Consider the following 17,336-nt stretch of genomic DNA (forward strand, 5'->3'; position numbering starts at 1 on the left):
AATTGGAGGTAAGAAAAATGCGTTGTAATTGGGCAAATGTAGGGCAACTCGAACAAGACTATCATGACCACGAATGGGGAAAAGTCGTTCATCAAGACAAATTACTTTTTGAAATGTTAGTTTTAGAAAGCATGCAGGCGGGCTTAAGTTGGTCAACCATTTTAAAGAAAAGAACAGGTTTTCGCCAAGCATTTGATGGATTTGATTATCAAAAAATAGCTCTATATAAAGAAGATAAATATAAAGAGTTACTAGCAGACGCCCGAATTATTCGACACCCGCTAAAGATTAAATCAGTCATTCATAATGCTAAAATTTTCCTTCAAATTCAAGAAAAATACGGGAGTTTTGATCAGTATTTTTGGGATTTTAATGACCGGAAAATAATTGTAAATCAGTGGGCAAGCATCGAGCAAGTGCCGTCTCAAAGTATCTTATCTCAAAAAATTGCTAAAAAAATGAAAAAAGATGGTTTTAAATTTATAGGACCGACGAGTATTTACTCTTTTATGCAGGCGATCGGAATGGTGAATGACCATTTAACTTGTTGTGAGTATAAATAAAAAAGTGGAGGTTGCAAATGGAAAAAGAGGATCAAGTAGCCATTTTAAAGGAACGATTCAATCAAAACATGGCACGTCATCCAGCTACGACTTGGGCGCAAGTAGAAGAAGCATTGTTAAATGACGAGAAACTTTTTTCTTCGATTCTTAAAATGGAAGAAACACAAGGAGAACCAGACGTTGTTCGTTTTGCCCATTTACCTGGCGAGCTTTACTACGTGGATTGTTCTTCTGAAAGCCCAAAAGGTCGACGAAGTATTTGTTACGACCAAGCAGCGTTAAATAAACGTAAAAAAAATAAACCGACAAGTAGTGCCGAACAAATAGCAAGTGAGCTAGGTATTGAACTTTTGACAGAAGTTGATTATGTATTTTTACAAACAATCGCTCATTTTGATGAAAAAACTTCTAGTTGGTTACACACGCCAAAAGAAATTCGGGAATTAGGCGGGGCGATTTTTGGAGATAAGCGCTTTGGTCGAACGTTCATTTACCACAATGCTGCTGATTCTTATTACAGTGTTCGCGGTTTTCGTGGGAAAATTTTAATTGAAAATAAATAACCATAGAACAGCCTGCGCTATGCAAGCTGTTCTATGGTTATTTAACGGTATTGATTAAAAAAATCATTGATGGCTAGTGCTTCTGAAAAATAAAAACCTTGTAAACAGTCAGCACCAAGTCCAGTAGCTAGGTTTAATTCTTCAATTGTTTCAATGCCTTCACAACAAGTCATTAAGCCTAATGCTTGGGCTAATTGAATGATATGTTGCAAAACGATTTCTTTGCGAGAGTTTTTTTCTAAACCGGCCATGAAAGAAGCATCAATTTTTAAAATATCGACAGTCAAATTTGTTAGCAAATTAAAGTTTGAATAACCAATTCCAAGGTCATTAATTGCCAAACCAAAGCCCATTGTTTTTAATTCTTTTAAGCGTTGGATAACTTGATCTACCTTTTGAATATTTTGTAATTCAGTAATTTCAAAATAGATTTGCTTTGGCATCAATGTCTTATTTTTTACATGTGAGGCAATTTCAGTGAGAAATGATTTTTCCATTAATTGACTAGGTTCCAGATGGATAATGATCTCAAATCGATTGAATAATTGATCATGTGCAAGTTGATTTAGCAGCCAACGATTTAATTTATGCGTATGCCCGTATTCAATAGTCGCTTCTAACAGTTGTTTAGGACTAATAATCCCAATGTTTTCATCTTCCCAATAAATCATCGCCTCAGCAGCTTTGATTTGTCCTTTTTGATCAAAAATAGGTTGGTATTTGAGTTGTAAAAGTTTATGATCTAAAGCATTTTGTAATTTTTCAATGATTTGAATATTACTGACATGTCTTTCAATCATTTGGTTTGAAAAGTAAACGATTTGCGAAGTATCTCGTTGATTCAAACAAATTTCAGCACTGCTTAAGAGAGAAGCGAGGTGATCCATTTTATTTGGATAAAAAGCAACACCAATTTCAACATTTAAAAAGATTGTTTGCTCCCCTAAAACGAGTGGCACTAATAAAACTTCACGGATTTTTTGCACAACGGATTTAAAATCATCTTCATTATTATAATCTGAACTGTACAAGGCAAAAATTTCGCGAGAGAGGCGGTATAAATAAAAGTATCTAGGGAGTACATTGCGAATTCGTTTGACCATTTCATTTGTAACTAGTTTATGGGTGGATCTAGAATGGTGCATAGAAATTTCAGAAAGATTTTGACAACGAATCAATGCAAGTCCAGCTAATTTCGTATCTCTTTTTCGAATCGATTGGTTGATATCGTAAGAGAATTGATTAAAATTGGGTAGTTTTGTTTGTACGTCAAAATAAGAACGAGTATTTTCTGAAAAAGCTCGAAAATTCAAAGTGCCAGAATCAAAAAATTGAATACCAAAAGTAGCACGATCATTTTTATTTTTAAATTGTTTAATTTTTAGCCAAATTTTCTTTATTTGACCATCTTTATCTAGGTAAGTTAAACTCCCGTTCCATTGGTTATGAGTCAACACTTGGTTCCAAATTTCTTCTTGATCGGTGCTGTGAAAGTTTGTTGGAAAAATAACCTTAAGCGATTGCCCAATTAATTCTGTTTGTCGTTTTCTCATTCGTTGTTCGAAGTTCTTATTTGTGAATAAAACACGATACGCGTCATCAATAAAAACAATTGAGATTGGTGCTGTTTGCATAAATGAAATGTACTGAGCTAAATGTTCTTTTGATAAATTTAGCTTTTCTAAATTATTAATCGTTTTCAAATAATCATTCGATTCATCTAAAAACATTGAAAATTCTTGTGTTATTTGATTCACGGTGCATTGTTCCTTCAAAATAAGTCCCCCTTTTAACGAACGGTCATCAATATATCTTGTTATTTATTATATCAATCTTTTTTGTGAATTGCTATCTAATAATAGACTGTAAATAATGAATATCAGGCTTTTTATCTCATTATTTTTGTGGTATGATAGCTCAGTTGGAAATGAATTTTTATTCAAAAATATCAGGAAGGATGAATATAGTGTGCGTATTAAAAAAATAATTATTACGTTTTTTTCATTGTTTTTACTTTTAGGAATAGCCGGAACAACGACCAGCGTTTTTGCGAACGAAAATGAGGATCTTATTTTTGAGACAATTAAACAAAGAGGGAATTTAATTGTCGGTTTATCACCAGATTATGCTCCTTATGAATTTTACACAGAAATCGATGGCAAACAAACGATTGTCGGTTTTGACATTTCTGTTGCTCAAAAAATTGCGGATGATTTAGGAGTAGATTTAGTAATCGAACCAATGGGATTTGACGCCTTGCTTGGCTCGCTTAAAACGGGGAAAATTGACTTAATTATTTCAGGAATGTCGCCAACTCCAGAACGATTAAAAGAAGTCAGTTTTTCGAAATCTTATATGACGATTGAACAAAAAATGCTTGTTCGAAAAGAAAATCAAGCAAAATTAACTTCCTTAACTGATTTTTCAGGCTTATCCGTTGCGGTGCAAAAGCAATCCACCCAAGAAGAACTTGCCTTAAGTGAATTGCCTGAAACAAAAGTAATTTCTTTGCAAAAAATCCCAGATGTTGTTATGAATTTAAAAAATAATAAAGTTGAAGGCGCCATTTTAGAAGGTCCTGTCGCTCAAGGGTATGTTGATCGACACGAAGATATCGTGTATTCAGATGTTACTTTTGCAGATGCTAGTAAAGAAGTAGCGGTTGCTTTTTCTAAAAATGCGCCCCAGTTAGAGGCACATATAAACCAAAGCATTACCGAGATTCTTGATAACAATTTACTTGAAGGATATCAAAAAGAAGCCAATCAATGGTTACTACAAGATGAAAAAGGTTTCTTTGCGAAATACTCTCCATATTATATTAAAGGCGCCGGTTTTACTATTTTGCTTGCTTTAATTGGTGTCCTTTTTGGGACGGCTCTTGGTGGGCTACTAGCCTTAATGAAACTAGCCAAAAATAAATTATTACGTATTTTAGCAACGATTTATATTGAATATGTTCGTGGGACACCTTTGCTTGTTCAAATCTTTATTGTGTACTTTGGAACAGGAATTTTAGGGATAGAAGTTTCACGTCTAGCCGCAGGTTGTATTGCGCTGTCCATTAACAGTGGGGCGTATGTCGCTGAGATTATTCGTGCAGGGATCAATGCGGTAAATAAAGGCCAATTAGAAGCTGCTCGTTCGTTAGGGATGACGCAGGCTCAAGCGATGCGATTTATTATTTTACCACAAGCAATTAAAAATATTTTACCAGCACTGGGTAACGAATTTGTAACGGTTATTAAAGAATCATCGGTTGTGTCAGTGATTGGTGTGTCAGAATTAATTTTCCAAGCAGGAAATGTTCAAGGGGCGAGTTTTAAACCATTCTTACCTTATGTTGTTGTCTCGCTCATTTACTTTGTCTTAACCTTTACATTGTCTCGTCTTTTAGGAGTCGCAGAAAGGAAAATGAATACAAATGATTAACGTAAAGAACTTACATAAAAGTTTTGGAAAAAATGAAGTTTTAAAAGGAATCGATTTGCAAATTGAAAAAGGAGAAGTTGTTGTAATTATAGGTCCATCAGGTAGTGGGAAGAGTACTTTTTTACGTTGTTTAAACTTACTTGAGATGCCTACTTCTGGTATGATTACATTTGAAGGGCAAAATATTTTAAATAAAGGGACAAATATTGATCAACTCCGACAAAAAATGGGTATGGTTTTTCAAAGTTTTAATTTATTTCCACATAAATCTGTTCTTGAGAATTTAACGATTAGTCCAATTAAAGTCAAAAAAGAAGAAAGCAAACAAGCGGAGGAAAAAGCTTTCCAATTACTTGAGCAAGTCGGACTTAAAGAAAAAGCGGCCAGTTATCCAGCAAGCCTTTCTGGAGGACAACAACAACGAGTGGCAATTGCACGAGCATTAGCGATGAATCCAGACGTTTTGCTTTTTGATGAACCGACTTCGGCACTTGATCCTGAAATGGTAGGCGAAGTCCTAGCGGTGATGAAAAATTTAGCCGATAAAGGGATGACGATGGTCGTTGTCACTCATGAGATGGGTTTTGCCAAAGAAGTAGCGAGCCGCGTGGTTTTTATGGATGAAGGTGTTATTCAAGAAGAAGGGACACCTGCTGACATTTTTACAAAACCAAAAAATCCACGTACTCAAAGTTTTTTAAATAAAGTTTTATAACCATTTATTTTAAAGCGGGCATACAAGTCGATAAAAAGTCTTGTATGCTTTTTTATTTTTGAGAGGAGTCGCGTGCTTTTATGAATGTTTTATAGCAATTGTTTTAAAATGTTCGGGAAAATTAAAAGAAAATGAAGATTTGAAGGTTTTTTCACATTTTATTATGCTATAATGATAAAAAAATTAAGGAGTGGTTATATGCGAGCAATACTAACAGTTATTGGAAAAGATAAGGTAGGAATCATTGCTGGAGTTAGCCAAAAGTTGGCCGAACTAAATATTAATATTGTTGATGTGACTCAAACCATTATGCAAGAATATTTTACGATGATGATGGTTTTAGAACTGAATCCTCAACTAGACTTTGAAAACACTCGCCAAGCTTTAACACAAGTGGGCACTGATTTGGGCGTAAAAATTAATATTCAAAATGAAGAAATCTTTGAAGCAATGCATAAATTATAATTAAGGAGTCAGATGAATGGAAGTTAATCATATACTAGAAACAATTCGCATGGTCGAAGAAGAACACCTAGATATTCGAACAATTACAATGGGGATCTCCTTACTTGACTGTATGGATGCGAATATCGATGTTACTTGTGAGAAAATCTATCAAAAAATTACAACCAAAGCTAAAAATTTAGTTTCAGTTGGAGAAGGCATTGAATCAGAGTTTGGTATTCCAATTATTAATAAACGAATTTCAGTTACGCCAATTGGCATAGTCGCCTCTGCTGCTCAAGCGACACCAGCTGATTGTATCAAAATTGCTAAGTCTTTAGATAAGGCTGCTCAAACGGTTGGCGTAAACTTCATTGGTGGTTATAGTGCACTCGTTGAAAAAGGCTATCAAGGGGCTGACTTGGCTTTAATTCAATCGATTCCTGAAGCGTTGGCCCAGACCCAATTTGTTTGCTCTTCTGTAAACATCGGTTCAACCAAAGCTGGAATTAATATGGATGCTGTTAAATTAATGGGGGAAATCGTAAAAGAAACAGCCGAAACTTCTGATATGGGCTGTGCGAAATTAGTTGTTTTTGCTAACGCAGTCGAAGATAATCCATTTATGGCTGGTGCCTTTCATGGCGTTGGAGAAGCCGATTGTGAAATTAACGTTGGAGTGAGTGGACCTGGTGTAGTGAAACGTGCGCTTGAAAAAGTTCGTGGTGAATCGTTTGATGTCGTGGCTGAAACAGTTAAAAAAACTGCTTTTAAAATTACACGCATGGGTCAATTAGTCGGGCGTGTCGCATCAGAACGTTTAGGCGTGCCATTTGGGATTGTCGATTTATCCCTTGCCCCAACACCAGCTGTTGGCGATAGTGTCGCTTTTATTTTAGAGGAAATGGGATTAGAATCGGTGGGAACGCACGGCACAACGGCTGCTTTAGCTTTATTAAACGACGCCGTGAAAAAAGGTGGCGTCATGGCATGTAATCATGTAGGTGGTTTGTCCGGTGCTTTTATTCCGGTTTCTGAAGATGCAGGGATGATTCAAGCAGTTGAACGTGGCTTATTAAATTTAGAGAAACTTGAAGCGATGACAGCGATTTGTTCTGTAGGATTAGACATGATTGCAATCCCAGGTGATACACCAGCTGAAACAATTGGGGCAATGATTGCCGATGAAGCAGCTATCGGGGTAATTAATCATAAAACGACAGCTGTTCGGATTATTCCAGCAAAAAATAGCCAGGTTGGTGATATGATTGAATTTGGTGGACTTTTAGGTCGAGCACCAGTAATGAAAGTTAATTCAGCAAAGTCATTTGATTTCATTCAACGTGGTGGTCGTATTCCAGCACCGATTCATTCATTTAAAAATTAGTTAGGTGAAGAAATGTATAAAAATTATATTTGGGATTTTGATGGCACACTCTATGACACGTATCCAGTAATGCTCGAATGTATCTTAAGTAGTTTAGCCAAAGATTTTGCGATTTCAGGTGATGCAGCTAAAATATATTTTCTTTTAAAAAATGAGTCTTCAGCGGCGGTTGCTCGCGAATATGCTTTAGATTTTACGGAGTTCACTCAAAAATTTAAAGCACTTGAAATGGCGGATCTTAGACAACCGCAGCCTTTTTTACAAGTAAGAGAAGTTTTGACTGCGATTATCCAACGCGGTGGGCAACATTTTATTTTGACTCATCGAACGCAACAATCAACGGCAGAAATGTTAGCAAAAGAAGGATTAAATGAATACTTTGTAGAAATCATTGGTTCTGAACAACCTTTTCCGCGCAAACCCAATCCGACGTCACTGTTATACCTAATGGATAAATACCAATTAGACCCGGTCGAAACAGTGATGATTGGCGACCGTAAACTTGACGTTGATGCGGGAAAGAACGCCGGCATGCAAACGATCTTTTTTGATAATGAAAAAATCTTGACGAATATTCAAGCGGACCATTACGTGACGGAACTCACTCAAATTATTGCTTTATAAAAAAACGAGACCGATTGAATTTCTAATCGGTCTTTTGCGTATCTATCTCTTGAAAGGAGTGGATACTTACTATGACATGGTTAAAAAAGAACAAAATGATGCCGTTAATCGTTGTTATCGTCGGAGTGAGTTTGGGCTTAGGTAGCCTTTTTTTCTTTTATTTTCAAAAGGAGGATGTCCCGCTTTGGGAAAATACGCAATATTCGACTGCAAGCACTGAGACGCATTCCGTTATTAGTGAGCAAATAACGGAAACAATTCTTGTTGATATAAAAGGGGCTGTTATGCGACCAGGCGTTTATGAATTGGCATTTGATGCGCGTTTACAAGAGTTGATTCTTCTAGCAGGAGGGTTGAATGAGCTTGCCGAAGACCGTTCATTAAATTTAGCGGAAAAATTAGTCGATCAACAAATGATTTATGTAGCAACAAAAGAAGAAGTTGCTTTTTCAATGCCACTACCAGAAAAACAAATTTCCGAAACAAAAGAAGCGTTGATTAACATCAATACAGCTAGTTTAAGCGAATTACAACAGTTAACGGGCGTTGGCCCTGCCAAGGCGCAAGCCATTATTGACCATCGTGAAGAAAACGGGTTGTTTAAAAGTGTGGATGACTTGACTCAAGTATCTGGGTTTGGTGAAAAGACAGTTGAAAAATTACGAAACTCGATTAAAATATAATTAAAAACAAAAAGAGGTAAAAAATGAGTAATCAAAGAATTCCTTGGGACCAATATTTTATGGCTCAGTCGGTTTTATTAGCGTTAAGAAGCACGTGTACTCGACTTGAAGTTGGAGCGACTTTAGTCAAAGACAAGCGTGTGATTGCAGGCGGTTATAATGGTTCTGTCAGTGGCGATGAGCATTGTATTGATCATGATTGTTATGTGGTGGACGGTCATTGTATTCGAACGATTCATGCTGAAATGAACGCTTTACTTCAATGTGCGAAGCTGGGTATTTCAACAGATGGGGCGGAGATTTATGTGACCCATTTTCCTTGCTTGCATTGTACAAAAGCAATTTTACAAGCAGGAATAAAGAAAATTCATTACTTACATAATTATCGAAACGATGAATACGCACAAAAACTTATTCATAAAGTCGGTGCAACTGTTCATCAAGTGCAGTTAGAACCGAAATATTTTGAGAAATTATCTTTTGGCAATTTAGCCGACAAAGGCCAATCCTAAATATTTTAACTAAAAACTAGCAAAATTTTTTTGTTAGTTTTTTTGTGATTTTAATTAAATCAGAACGTAAATGCGTACTTTTTATTAGTTAGAAAAAACAAATAAAGAGGAGATTTATGATGACAAACTTAAAAAGAAAGAATCATTACTATTATTTATTTGGTTCATTCAATGAATAGTATTCAAGGAACGAATTGGCGAAATTACTTACTATTGCCTTTAATTGTTTCTACTACAATTTTATACGCATTGTTATTAAAAAGCTGGTTGTTACTGGGGGTGACGTTTTATTATGTCATTCAAATGGTTTATCAAAAGCAAAGTTTATTATTGTACATTAGTTTTGGGATGACTTGTTTATTCTTAATCCGACTGCCTTTTAGTCATTATGAATTACCACCAACACAAACTTCGCTTCGCATTCAAATTGCTATTTATCCGGATACGATAAAAATAAACGATACTTTTGTGACAGGAGAAGGAAAAACGGACTTTGGACGATTAACGTTTCAATATCAGGCGAAAAACCAAGCAGAGTTAGCGAGTTGGCAAAAAAGGGGTACACGGAACAAAGCGATGCAAGTCGTTGGTTCTTTTAAAGAAAGAGAAGGTTCACGTAATTTGCACGGCTTTAATCGGAAGGACTATGAATTTTCGCGTAACCAATTAGGAACGTTTATGATTGAAAAAGTTACAAGTGAAAAACCATTGTCACACTTTTCAAAAGGGCGACAAATACGTGCGCAAGCCATTGATTGGGTTGAAGAAAAGTTCCCACCAGATTTAGCACGCTACATCAAAGCCTTACTTTTAGGTTATCGAGACCAATCTTTCCAAGAAATTCGCGAGGCATATAGTAGTAGTGGGATTTTGCATTTATTTAGTATATCTGGTATGCATTTAGCCATCTTTCTCGGTTGGTTTTTCTACTTTTTTCGTCGAAGCCAACTTGTGATGGAAGAATTTATTTGGCCTTTTTTAGCAATAATGTTTTTTTTACTAATTCTATTTGGTCAAGGAATTAGTATTTGGCGCGCGACAATCATGTACTTAGTCAACTTTTTATTTAAAAGTAAACAGATTCATCTTTCAGCCTATGATCGTTTTGCAATTGGTTTATTTCTTTTATTATTGATTGAGCCAAAGTCCTTCTTACAGGTCTCTGGTATTTTATCAATCTTGTTATCTTTTGTTATTTTATCTTGTGCAAGTATTGAGAAAAGTTCTTGGCGATTAAGTATCGACGTGGGGCTCTTAGCTAGTCCAATTTTGATGTATTTATTTTATGAAGTTAGTTTAGTTGGTGGTCTTTTAACGGCGTTTATCGCGCCAATATTTAGTTTATTTTTACTACCTGGTTTTGTTATACTTGTTGGTTTAACTCTCTTAAAATGGCCGATTACTTGGTTAATCACGCTTTTTCAAATGTTCATTGCTTTTTTAGAGAATAGTTTGCAATTTAGTCGTTATTTTGTTTTTATTACTGGTAAACGCTCTTTTTTCTTCGTTTTTTTGCTCTTTATTTTCAGTCTATATTGTTATCCCAATAAAAAATCGCGCAAGTGGGTATTTGTATTGTTGCTACTAGTTACGATTCTTCCGAAATGGTCTTTAAAAACAGCGGTTAGTTTTGTTGACGTAGGCCAAGGCGATAGTATCGTTTTACAAAGTTTTGGGAACAAAGAAGTTTATGTCATTGATACAGGTGGGAAAATTCATTTTAATAAAAACAGTCAGATGACATCAAAAAATGCCGAGTATACACTTGTCCCTTTTTTAAAAGGAGAGGGAATTCGCACGATTGATGGCCTCTTCTTAACGCATGGGGATATTGATCATGTAGGTGACTTATCTGTTTTAATTCAAAATTTTTCAATTCAAACAATTTATATTGGACACGGAAGTTTGCAACATCCGAATATGGTAAACTTAAAAAAGCAAGTAAGTCGTTCAACTAAAATTATTGAGTTAAAAGCGGGTGATCAAGTCGGGAAAAAAATTCAATTTCAAGTTTTACATCCAAGTAAACTAGGAAAAGGAACGAATGGCGACTCCCTTGTTTTGAGTAGTCAAATTAAAAGGCTACAATTTTTATTTATGGGTGATTTAGAAGAAGAAGGAGAAACACAACTTTTAAAAAGTGGATTCGATTTAAAAGCAGATGTTTTAAAATTAGGTCATCACGGTAGTAAAACTTCGAGTACGGAAAATTTTATCAAGCAAGTTCAACCAAAACACGGAATCATTTCTTGTGGCGTGAAGAACCAATTCAAACACCCGAATCGGGAAGTGCTAGAAACATTAGAAAAGCAACAAGTAAAAGTTTACCGAACCGATCAAGAAGGAATGATTCGCTATGAATGGTCATTTCTTAGTCGTTATCCTAAAGTCTTGACCTCGAAAGAAGGCTAGTCAAAGCCCAATTCTTCTGTTAGGATAAATAAAGAGAAAGTTTTAGATTAGCTAAAGGTAGGTTTTACCATGAATGCACAAGAAGCAATTCAAAGTATTAGAACAAAGAAACTTGAAAATATTTATTTAGTTATTGGAACCGAAAATTTTTTACGAGAGCAAGTTCGCCAAGCTTTTTTTGAGCGCTTAATGCTCACTGAAACGGATTTAAACTTCCAGCAATTTGACTTAGTTGAAAATTCCTTAAATGATGTGTTACTAGAAGTTGAATCAAGCCCATTTTTCGGGGATTATCGCTTAGTTTTTCTAGAAAATCCATTATTCTTAAGCTCTGAAAAAATAAAGAGTGAGCAAGAAGATGTCCTAGATAAATTTATTGAATATATTGAGCAGCCTTTAGAAACAACGATTTTAGTTATTTGGTTTAATCAAGAAAAAATGGATGAACGAAAAAAGATAACAAAAAGATTAAAAAAAGCGGCTACTCGTATTGATGTTGAACCAATGAAAGAAGCAGAAGTGCGACGTTATTTACAGCAAACTTTTAATAACGAGGGACTTGAGTTTAGTCGCGATGCTTTTGAGCAATTTCTATTCTTAACAGACGCTTCTTTAAGTAAGGCGATGAGAGAATTCGAAAAAATTCGCTTATTTGCTGCAGAAGAAAAAAAGATTAATATAACAATCATTGACTCTTTAGTTCCTAAATCACTTGAACAAAATGTTTTTGATTTAACCGAAAGTATTTTAGCCGGCAAGGTCGAAGCGGCTTTGCGTTTATATGAAGAGCTACGGGTACAAGGAGAAGAAACAATTAAGATTAACGCGATTTTGATTAGTCAAATCCGCTTGTTGTTACAAGTTCGCTTACTTGAAAATATCGGTTATCAACAAGGTTCAATTGCGGAGACGCTAAAAGTTCATCCTTATCGAATCAAACTGGCAATGCAACAAGCTAGAAAATTTAAAGTACCCCAACTCGTTAAACTTTTGGACGAACTTATTGAAAATGATTATGCGACAAAAACTGGCAAGGTTGAAAAAGAATTTGCTTTTCAGCTGTTAATTTTAAAAATGGGTGAAATAAAAAAGAACCAACGATCTTAAAATCGTTGGTTCTTTTATTTTAGACTATTTAGCGATTTTCTTGCTTAAGCGAGATTTGTCGCGGCTAGCTTTGTTTTTGTGGATTAAACCTTTTGATTCAGCCATGTCAATTGCTTTTGTCGCAGCTTGGAATAATTCAGCTACGTTATCAGCTCCAGCTTCAGCTGCTTTTTCAAATTTTTTGATAGCAGTGCGCATTGCGCTTAATTGAGATGAATTTTGAGCATTAGCAGCTTCACTTGTGCGAGCACGTTTAATTGCAGATTCAATGTTTGGCATTTGTTTCACCTCCGATAAAAAAGTTTTATACGAATTACGTATAAATCAACACTAGTCATTATACCTAATGAAAACACGCAATGCAATAGATGATGTCAGGAATTTTTACTTTACACGAAAAAAATGAAAATAAAGGAGGTAGTGTTATTAGTGTTTCATCTATCGTCGGATTAAGCTGCTCTTTTTTTTTAATAAAGTAGTGGTATTTTATTTTTAATAAACGTCTATGTGAGTTGAAATGAAACAAACTCTTAAAGTTTTTGGCCACTTTTACATGGTTGTTCATTTTTTTATTGTCAAATAAAAGAGAAAAGCACTTTCAATTTTCTACTATAATGTGCTATGATACAATGGAAAAATATAACTAGTAATAATAATAATGGTGGTGTAAATTTTGAATGTTGCTTTAATTGTAACAATCACGTTGGTCATGGGTGTTATTTTTGTGAATGGTTGGACGGATGCCCCAAATGCGATTGCAACGGCCGTTTCGACAAGGGTATTAAAACCCAATGTCGCGATTGGGATTGCGGTTGTAATGAATTTTTTTGGTGCGTTAGTGATGACTTTCTTTAATGCTCAGGTTGCTGAAACAATTAGTAATATTGTTTCATTTGATTCTCAAGGGGTGGAGGCGGCTCAGATTGCGCTTGCAGCGTCTTTATTTGCGATTGTTTTTTGGGCAGTAGCTGCTTGGTATTTTGGTATCCCAACTAGTGAATCCCACGCTTTGATTGCAGGCTTAACCGGGGCGGCAATGGCACTAGGTGGTATTGGTGCGGTAAACATGGGCGAGTGGAAAAAAGTTTTAATTGGTTTAGTTGTTTCTACTATTTTAGGTTTTGGTGGTGGTTTTGTTATTACAAAAGCGCTCGTTTGGATCTTTATGGACGTGCCAAGACCAAAAGCGAATAAATTCTTTCATTATGGCCAAGCAAGTGCAGCTGCGGCAAATGCCTTTTTACATGGTGCACAAGATGGTCAAAAGTTTATGGGTGTATTTATGTTAGCTTTGTTTTATAACAACTTAGCAGAAAAAACAGGGAATGGCTTTGAAATCCCATTGTGGGTAATGGCTGTTTCATCAATTACGATGGGGGTTGGAACTTCTGTCGGCGGGATGCGTATTATTAAATCTGTTGGAATGGATATGGTGAAATTAGAAACTTATCAAGGCTTTTCTGCTGATTTAAGTGCAGCAATTTGCTTGTTTTTAGCTTCGGTTTTAGGTATTCCAGTTTCAACGACTCATACGAAAACAACCGCAATCATGGGGGTCGGTGCTTCTAAGCGCTTATCAAGTGTCGATTGGCGGATTGTAAAAGAAATGCTCTTTGCGTGGGTAATGACCTTCCCAGGTTGTGGCTTAATCGCATATGCAATGGCAAAAATATTTGTGGCAATTTTTTAAGGAGATAATAAAATGGCTAGAAAAAAACAGTACGACTATTTTAAAACAATGGAGCAATTAGCTGAAAATGCACATACTGCTGCTGAACATTTAGAAACAATTATAGAAAACTACGATGCTGAAAAACTAGAGGAAAATTCCCAAGTGATTCATCAACTCGAAAAAAGAAATGATTATTTAATTGATGAATTAACCAATGAATTATATGATGCTTTTATCACTCCGATTGATCGTGAAGATATTTTAATTATTGCGGAACGTGTAGATGATATTATGGACGGAATTAACGGCATGACCTACTTATTTGAAAACTTAGTCATCACTGAGTTAAGAGCGGAAACTGAAGTCTTTGCGGCTTTTGTTAGTCGTGCGGCCAAAGGAGTACACTTAGCAATGGCAGAGTTTCCTAAATTTAAGAATTCTAAAAATTTAAAAAAATTAATTGTTGAAGTAAATCAGATTGAATCAGAGGCAGATTTGTTATACAGTCGTTTGAAAAAGCAATTATTTAGTGAAGAAAAAGATGTTTTAGAAATTGTAAAATGGCGTGATGTCTATAACTTGTTTGAAACCATCATCAATCATACCGAGAGTGCAGTGGATATCATCGACGGCTTAATTATCAAAAATACTTAATAAAATAAAAGTAGATCAACCGGTAAGCGAATAATCCGCAAGGTTGATCTACTTTTATTTTTTGTTAATTAATAAGCAATAACCCAGTAAGCAATTAGAATAATACCTAAGATGATTCGATACCAACCAAAAATGGTAAAGTCATTTTTCTTAATATAATTCATTAAGAACTTAATTGCTAAAATTGAAACAACAAAAGATACAATTGTGCCGGTTAGTAAGATACCAATACCTGCTGCGTCAAATGTATTGCCGGCTAGTAAAAATTTAACTACTTTCAAAAAGCTAGCACCAAACATGGTTGGGATGCCTAAAAAGAAAGAGAATTCAGCTGAGACAAAACGAGACGCACCTAGAATAATTCCACCTAAGATAGTCGCACCTGAACGAGAGGTTCCAGGAATTAAAGCTAAAACTTGGAACATTCCAACAAATAGAGCAAATTGATAGGTAATTTGGTTTAAATTCGTAACAATTGGTGTTTTTGATTGATTCCGTTTTTCAACTAAGATAAAGGCAATTCCGTAAACCATTAGCATGATAGCAACGGTAATAAAATTATAAAAGTGAGCATCTAACCGATCATCAAAAGGAAGCCCGATTATAACAGAAGGTAAGATCGCCACAATCACTTTAAACCACAATGACCAAGTTTGTTTGTTCTCAAGAGCCGTTTTCTTTGGTGAAAAAGGGTTTAACTTGTGGAAATATAAAACAACGACCGCCATAATTGCACCAAGTTGAATGACAACATTAAACATGGTCATAAAGTCTTCTGACACGTTCAACTGAATAAATTCGTCTGCTAAAATTAAATGTCCAGTACTACTAATAGGCAACCATTCCGTAATCCCTTCAACAATCCCTAATAATATGGCTTTAAAAAAATCAATGAACTCCATAAAAAAATCCTTTCCAAATAAATAATCTTTTTTTTACATGCCTTTTAAGTATACCTTTTCTTTTGTAGATTACCAAGCATTTTTCAAAAAAATAACAAGCCACCTTAAATTTATAAGATGACTTGTTTTGAGTTATTCTTTTCCGCGTTCGTAATAGACGCGGCTACCAATTTCATGGATGGTAAATTGTCCATTTTCGTATTCTAATCTTGTGACAGAGCCATTATCAATGTCAATTCGCACGTTATTTTCTTGATTGATGAGATGAAGGAATAAAGCAATCGTTAAACCATGTGAAACGACCAATACTTTGCCACCACCGTTTTTCTCTGCTTTGTGTGCAATATCTTCAAAGCCAGTCATTACCCGGGTACTAAGTGTTTCATAGGTTTCAGCCCAGTTGGCCGTGTCTGCTACATAAATCGCTTCGCAAATTTCTTCAAAAGTCGTTTTAGCAGTAATCATTTCATCATACGTTTTAAAATCCAATACTCTTGGAATGACCCCCCACATCTCCGCGTCATACCCACCTTCAAGCGAGCCAAAACACCATTCACGAATTCTTTGATCGGTATGGTAGGGTGTCTTATGCCCGGCTACGTTTTCACTTAAAATCAATCGTGTTGTTTCAATTGCTCGGCCACTATCACTTGAAAAAGCTGCTGCAAAGCGCGTGTCTTTTAACCCACGCCCTAAATCTTCAATTCGTTCAACACCAGACGTTGTTAGTGGCGTATCGCACCAACCTTGTACCCGTTGCATCGTATTAAACATTGTTTTTCCATGTCGAACTAAATAGATTTCTGTTTTTGTCATGTTTTTTTCTCCTATCGTCTTATCGATTAAAAAAAGGATTTGTTTGTTTTTCCCAGGCAATTGTTGTTGGTTCTCCGTGCCCAGGGAAAACTTCGTAATGGTCTGGTAGCGTAAATAATTGGGTTTGAATACTTTCGATTAATTGCTCTAGATTCCCTGTATGTAGGTCTGTTCGTCCAATGCTTCCTTTAAATAATGCATCACCACTCACAACAAAATCTTCAAAAATAAAACTTAGACTCCCATGAGAATGTCCTGGTGTTGCCACAACCTGAAATTCAATTGAACCGATTTTGTATCCTCTTAATTCCAATTCGTGTTCAGCTGGCTGTACAACGATTCCACCTAACTCAGGATGGCGACTGGATAAATTTAAGAGGGGGTTCGCTAGCCAATTGTTTTCTAAAGGGCTTACGTATACTGGAATGTTGTAGAAAGCGCGTAATTCTTCTACGGCTCCGATGTGATCATAATGCGTATGTGTTAATAAAATCGCTAAAGGGTGAGCAGCGTTTTTTTTTATTTGCTCTTTTAATAGATGGGCATCTGCTCCTGGATCAATAATTAATAAATCTTGTTGTTGCCAAATTAAATAACAATTTTCTTGGATTGGACCAGTTGGAATTTGTTGAATCTGCATAAATTGACCTCCTAAAATGATTTCCTAATCACTAGTATACATGATTTTTGACTATTTAAACAAATTGTTTCCTGAGATGGAGACATTTATTTAAAATCATACGTTTATATAAGTGAAAGTCTTGTGGTATTAAGTCAAGTGATAAGTAACGCTCTTTTCATCGTTTTCACAAAATTTAGACCGCACGAAACTAAACCCGACCCAAAACTG

18 protein-coding genes are annotated in these 17,336 nt (G+C 35.5%); 13 read left to right on the top strand and 5 right to left on the bottom strand.

Going from position 1 to position 17,336, the window contains the following annotated elements; genetic code table 11:
- Positions 1-17 precede the first annotated feature (17 nt).
- Both JOD14_RS07285 and JOD14_RS07290 read left to right on the top strand, forming a co-directional pair.
- Positions 18-563, top strand: a complete 546-nt coding sequence (locus tag JOD14_RS07285; protein ID WP_204654181.1) for a DNA-3-methyladenine glycosylase I — start codon at positions 18-20, stop codon at positions 561-563.
- A 17-nt stretch (positions 564-580) separates the two neighbouring features.
- Positions 581-1,126, top strand: coding sequence for a DUF4256 domain-containing protein (locus JOD14_RS07290; RefSeq protein WP_204654182.1), 546 nt, complete (start codon positions 581-583; stop codon positions 1,124-1,126).
- Between the two features lie 41 nt (positions 1,127-1,167).
- Here the strand turns inward: JOD14_RS07290 and JOD14_RS07295 are convergent, their stop codons facing one another.
- Positions 1,168-2,901 (bottom strand): sensor domain-containing phosphodiesterase, encoded by a 1,734-nt coding sequence (locus JOD14_RS07295; RefSeq protein WP_204654183.1) that lies wholly within the window; start codon positions 2,899-2,901, stop codon positions 1,168-1,170.
- 193 nt (positions 2,902-3,094) lie between these two features.
- Here JOD14_RS07295 and JOD14_RS07300 point away from each other — a divergent pair, with 193 nt between their 5' ends.
- The 9 genes from JOD14_RS07300 to holA all read left to right on the top strand — a co-directional run bounded on the left by JOD14_RS07300 (position 3,095) and on the right by holA (position 12,442).
- Entirely contained in the window at positions 3,095-4,558 is a 1,464-nt protein-coding gene (locus JOD14_RS07300; RefSeq protein WP_379962453.1) for an ABC transporter substrate-binding protein/permease, read from the top strand.
- The gene (locus JOD14_RS07305) at positions 4,551-5,273 is read left to right on the top strand and encodes an amino acid ABC transporter ATP-binding protein (RefSeq protein ID WP_204654185.1); all 723 of its coding nucleotides are present in this window, start codon (positions 4,551-4,553) and stop codon (positions 5,271-5,273) included. The genes JOD14_RS07300 and JOD14_RS07305 overlap by 8 nt, the downstream gene beginning before the upstream one ends.
- A 198-nt stretch (positions 5,274-5,471) precedes the next feature.
- A complete protein-coding gene (locus JOD14_RS07310) occupies positions 5,472-5,738 on the top strand; it encodes an ACT domain-containing protein (RefSeq protein WP_204654186.1) in 267 nt (88 codons plus the stop codon).
- A 16-nt stretch (positions 5,739-5,754) separates the two neighbouring features.
- The gene (locus JOD14_RS07315) at positions 5,755-7,104 is read left to right on the top strand and encodes a PFL family protein (RefSeq protein WP_204654187.1); all 1,350 of its coding nucleotides are present in this window, start codon (positions 5,755-5,757) and stop codon (positions 7,102-7,104) included.
- A 12-nt stretch (positions 7,105-7,116) separates the two neighbouring features.
- Positions 7,117-7,728 carry an HAD-IA family hydrolase gene (locus JOD14_RS07320; protein ID WP_204654188.1) on the top strand — a complete coding sequence of 204 codons (612 nt, stop codon included), beginning with the start codon at positions 7,117-7,119 and terminating at the stop codon, positions 7,726-7,728.
- Positions 7,729-7,799: 71 nt separating this feature from the next.
- A complete protein-coding gene (locus JOD14_RS07325; protein WP_204654189.1) occupies positions 7,800-8,411 on the top strand; it encodes a helix-hairpin-helix domain-containing protein in 612 nt (203 codons plus the stop codon).
- 23 nt (positions 8,412-8,434) lie between these two features.
- Entirely contained in the window at positions 8,435-8,923 is a 489-nt protein-coding gene (locus tag JOD14_RS07330) for a ComE operon protein 2 (RefSeq protein ID WP_204654190.1), read from the top strand.
- Between the two features lie 171 nt (positions 8,924-9,094).
- A complete protein-coding gene (locus JOD14_RS07335) occupies positions 9,095-11,335 on the top strand; it encodes a DNA internalization-related competence protein ComEC/Rec2 (RefSeq protein ID WP_204654191.1) in 2,241 nt (746 codons plus the stop codon).
- A gap of 69 nt (positions 11,336-11,404) precedes the next feature.
- Positions 11,405-12,442, top strand: a complete 1,038-nt coding sequence (holA, locus tag JOD14_RS07340; protein ID WP_204654192.1) for a DNA polymerase III subunit delta — start codon at positions 11,405-11,407, stop codon at positions 12,440-12,442.
- A gap of 24 nt (positions 12,443-12,466) precedes the next feature.
- Here the strand turns inward: holA and rpsT are convergent, their stop codons facing one another.
- Complete coding sequence (gene rpsT, locus JOD14_RS07345; RefSeq protein ID WP_204654193.1) at positions 12,467-12,721, bottom strand: 30S ribosomal protein S20; 255 nt, start codon at positions 12,719-12,721, stop codon at positions 12,467-12,469.
- Between the two features lie 394 nt (positions 12,722-13,115).
- Between rpsT and JOD14_RS07350 the strand changes: the two genes are divergently transcribed.
- Together JOD14_RS07350 and JOD14_RS07355 are read left to right on the top strand one after the other, a co-directional pair.
- Entirely contained in the window at positions 13,116-14,132 is a 1,017-nt protein-coding gene (locus tag JOD14_RS07350; RefSeq protein ID WP_204654194.1) for an inorganic phosphate transporter, read from the top strand.
- Positions 14,133-14,144: 12 nt separating this feature from the next.
- On the top strand, positions 14,145-14,768 hold the full coding sequence (locus JOD14_RS07355; RefSeq protein ID WP_204654195.1) for a DUF47 domain-containing protein: 624 nt from the start codon (positions 14,145-14,147) through the stop codon (positions 14,766-14,768).
- Positions 14,769-14,836: 68 nt separating this feature from the next.
- On the opposite strand, the gene JOD14_RS07360 is transcribed toward JOD14_RS07355, so the two are convergent.
- The 3 genes from JOD14_RS07360 to JOD14_RS07370 all read right to left on the bottom strand — a co-directional run bounded on the left by JOD14_RS07360 (position 14,837) and on the right by JOD14_RS07370 (position 17,126).
- Complete coding sequence (locus tag JOD14_RS07360; protein ID WP_204654196.1) at positions 14,837-15,670, bottom strand: undecaprenyl-diphosphate phosphatase; 834 nt, start codon at positions 15,668-15,670, stop codon at positions 14,837-14,839.
- A gap of 132 nt (positions 15,671-15,802) precedes the next feature.
- The gene (locus JOD14_RS07365) at positions 15,803-16,486 is read right to left on the bottom strand and encodes a histidine phosphatase family protein (protein WP_204654197.1); all 684 of its coding nucleotides are present in this window, start codon (positions 16,484-16,486) and stop codon (positions 15,803-15,805) included.
- Between the two features lie 19 nt (positions 16,487-16,505).
- Positions 16,506-17,126, bottom strand: coding sequence for an MBL fold metallo-hydrolase (locus JOD14_RS07370; protein WP_204654198.1), 621 nt, complete (start codon positions 17,124-17,126; stop codon positions 16,506-16,508).
- Between the last annotated feature and the right edge of the window lie 210 nt (positions 17,127-17,336).

It is taken from the genome of Enterococcus lemanii, from assembly GCF_016909125.1.
Classification (GTDB): Bacteria; Bacillota; Bacilli; order Lactobacillales; family Enterococcaceae; genus Enterococcus_I; species Enterococcus_I lemanii.

Coding starts and splice junctions, on each gene's coding strand:
- JOD14_RS07285 (WP_204654181.1), top strand. CDS start 18: ATGCGTTGTAATTGGGCAAATGTAGGGCAACTCGAACAAGACTATCAT.
- JOD14_RS07290 (WP_204654182.1), top strand. CDS start 581: ATGGAAAAAGAGGATCAAGTAGCCATTTTAAAGGAACGATTCAATCAA.
- JOD14_RS07305 (WP_204654185.1), top strand. CDS start 4,551: ATGATTAACGTAAAGAACTTACATAAAAGTTTTGGAAAAAATGAAGTT.
- JOD14_RS07310 (WP_204654186.1), top strand. CDS start 5,472: ATGCGAGCAATACTAACAGTTATTGGAAAAGATAAGGTAGGAATCATT.
- JOD14_RS07315 (WP_204654187.1), top strand. CDS start 5,755: ATGGAAGTTAATCATATACTAGAAACAATTCGCATGGTCGAAGAAGAA.
- JOD14_RS07320 (WP_204654188.1), top strand. CDS start 7,117: ATGTATAAAAATTATATTTGGGATTTTGATGGCACACTCTATGACACG.
- JOD14_RS07325 (WP_204654189.1), top strand. CDS start 7,800: ATGACATGGTTAAAAAAGAACAAAATGATGCCGTTAATCGTTGTTATC.
- JOD14_RS07330 (WP_204654190.1), top strand. CDS start 8,435: ATGAGTAATCAAAGAATTCCTTGGGACCAATATTTTATGGCTCAGTCG.
- JOD14_RS07335 (WP_204654191.1), top strand. CDS start 9,095: ATGAATAGTATTCAAGGAACGAATTGGCGAAATTACTTACTATTGCCT.
- holA (WP_204654192.1), top strand. CDS start 11,405: ATGAATGCACAAGAAGCAATTCAAAGTATTAGAACAAAGAAACTTGAA.
- rpsT (WP_204654193.1), bottom strand. CDS start 12,721: ATGCCAAACATTGAATCTGCAATTAAACGTGCTCGCACAAGTGAAGCT.
- JOD14_RS07355 (WP_204654195.1), top strand. CDS start 14,145: ATGGCTAGAAAAAAACAGTACGACTATTTTAAAACAATGGAGCAATTA.
- JOD14_RS07360 (WP_204654196.1), bottom strand. CDS start 15,670: ATGGAGTTCATTGATTTTTTTAAAGCCATATTATTAGGGATTGTTGAA.
- JOD14_RS07365 (WP_204654197.1), bottom strand. CDS start 16,486: ATGACAAAAACAGAAATCTATTTAGTTCGACATGGAAAAACAATGTTT.
- JOD14_RS07370 (WP_204654198.1), bottom strand. CDS start 17,126: ATGCAGATTCAACAAATTCCAACTGGTCCAATCCAAGAAAATTGTTAT.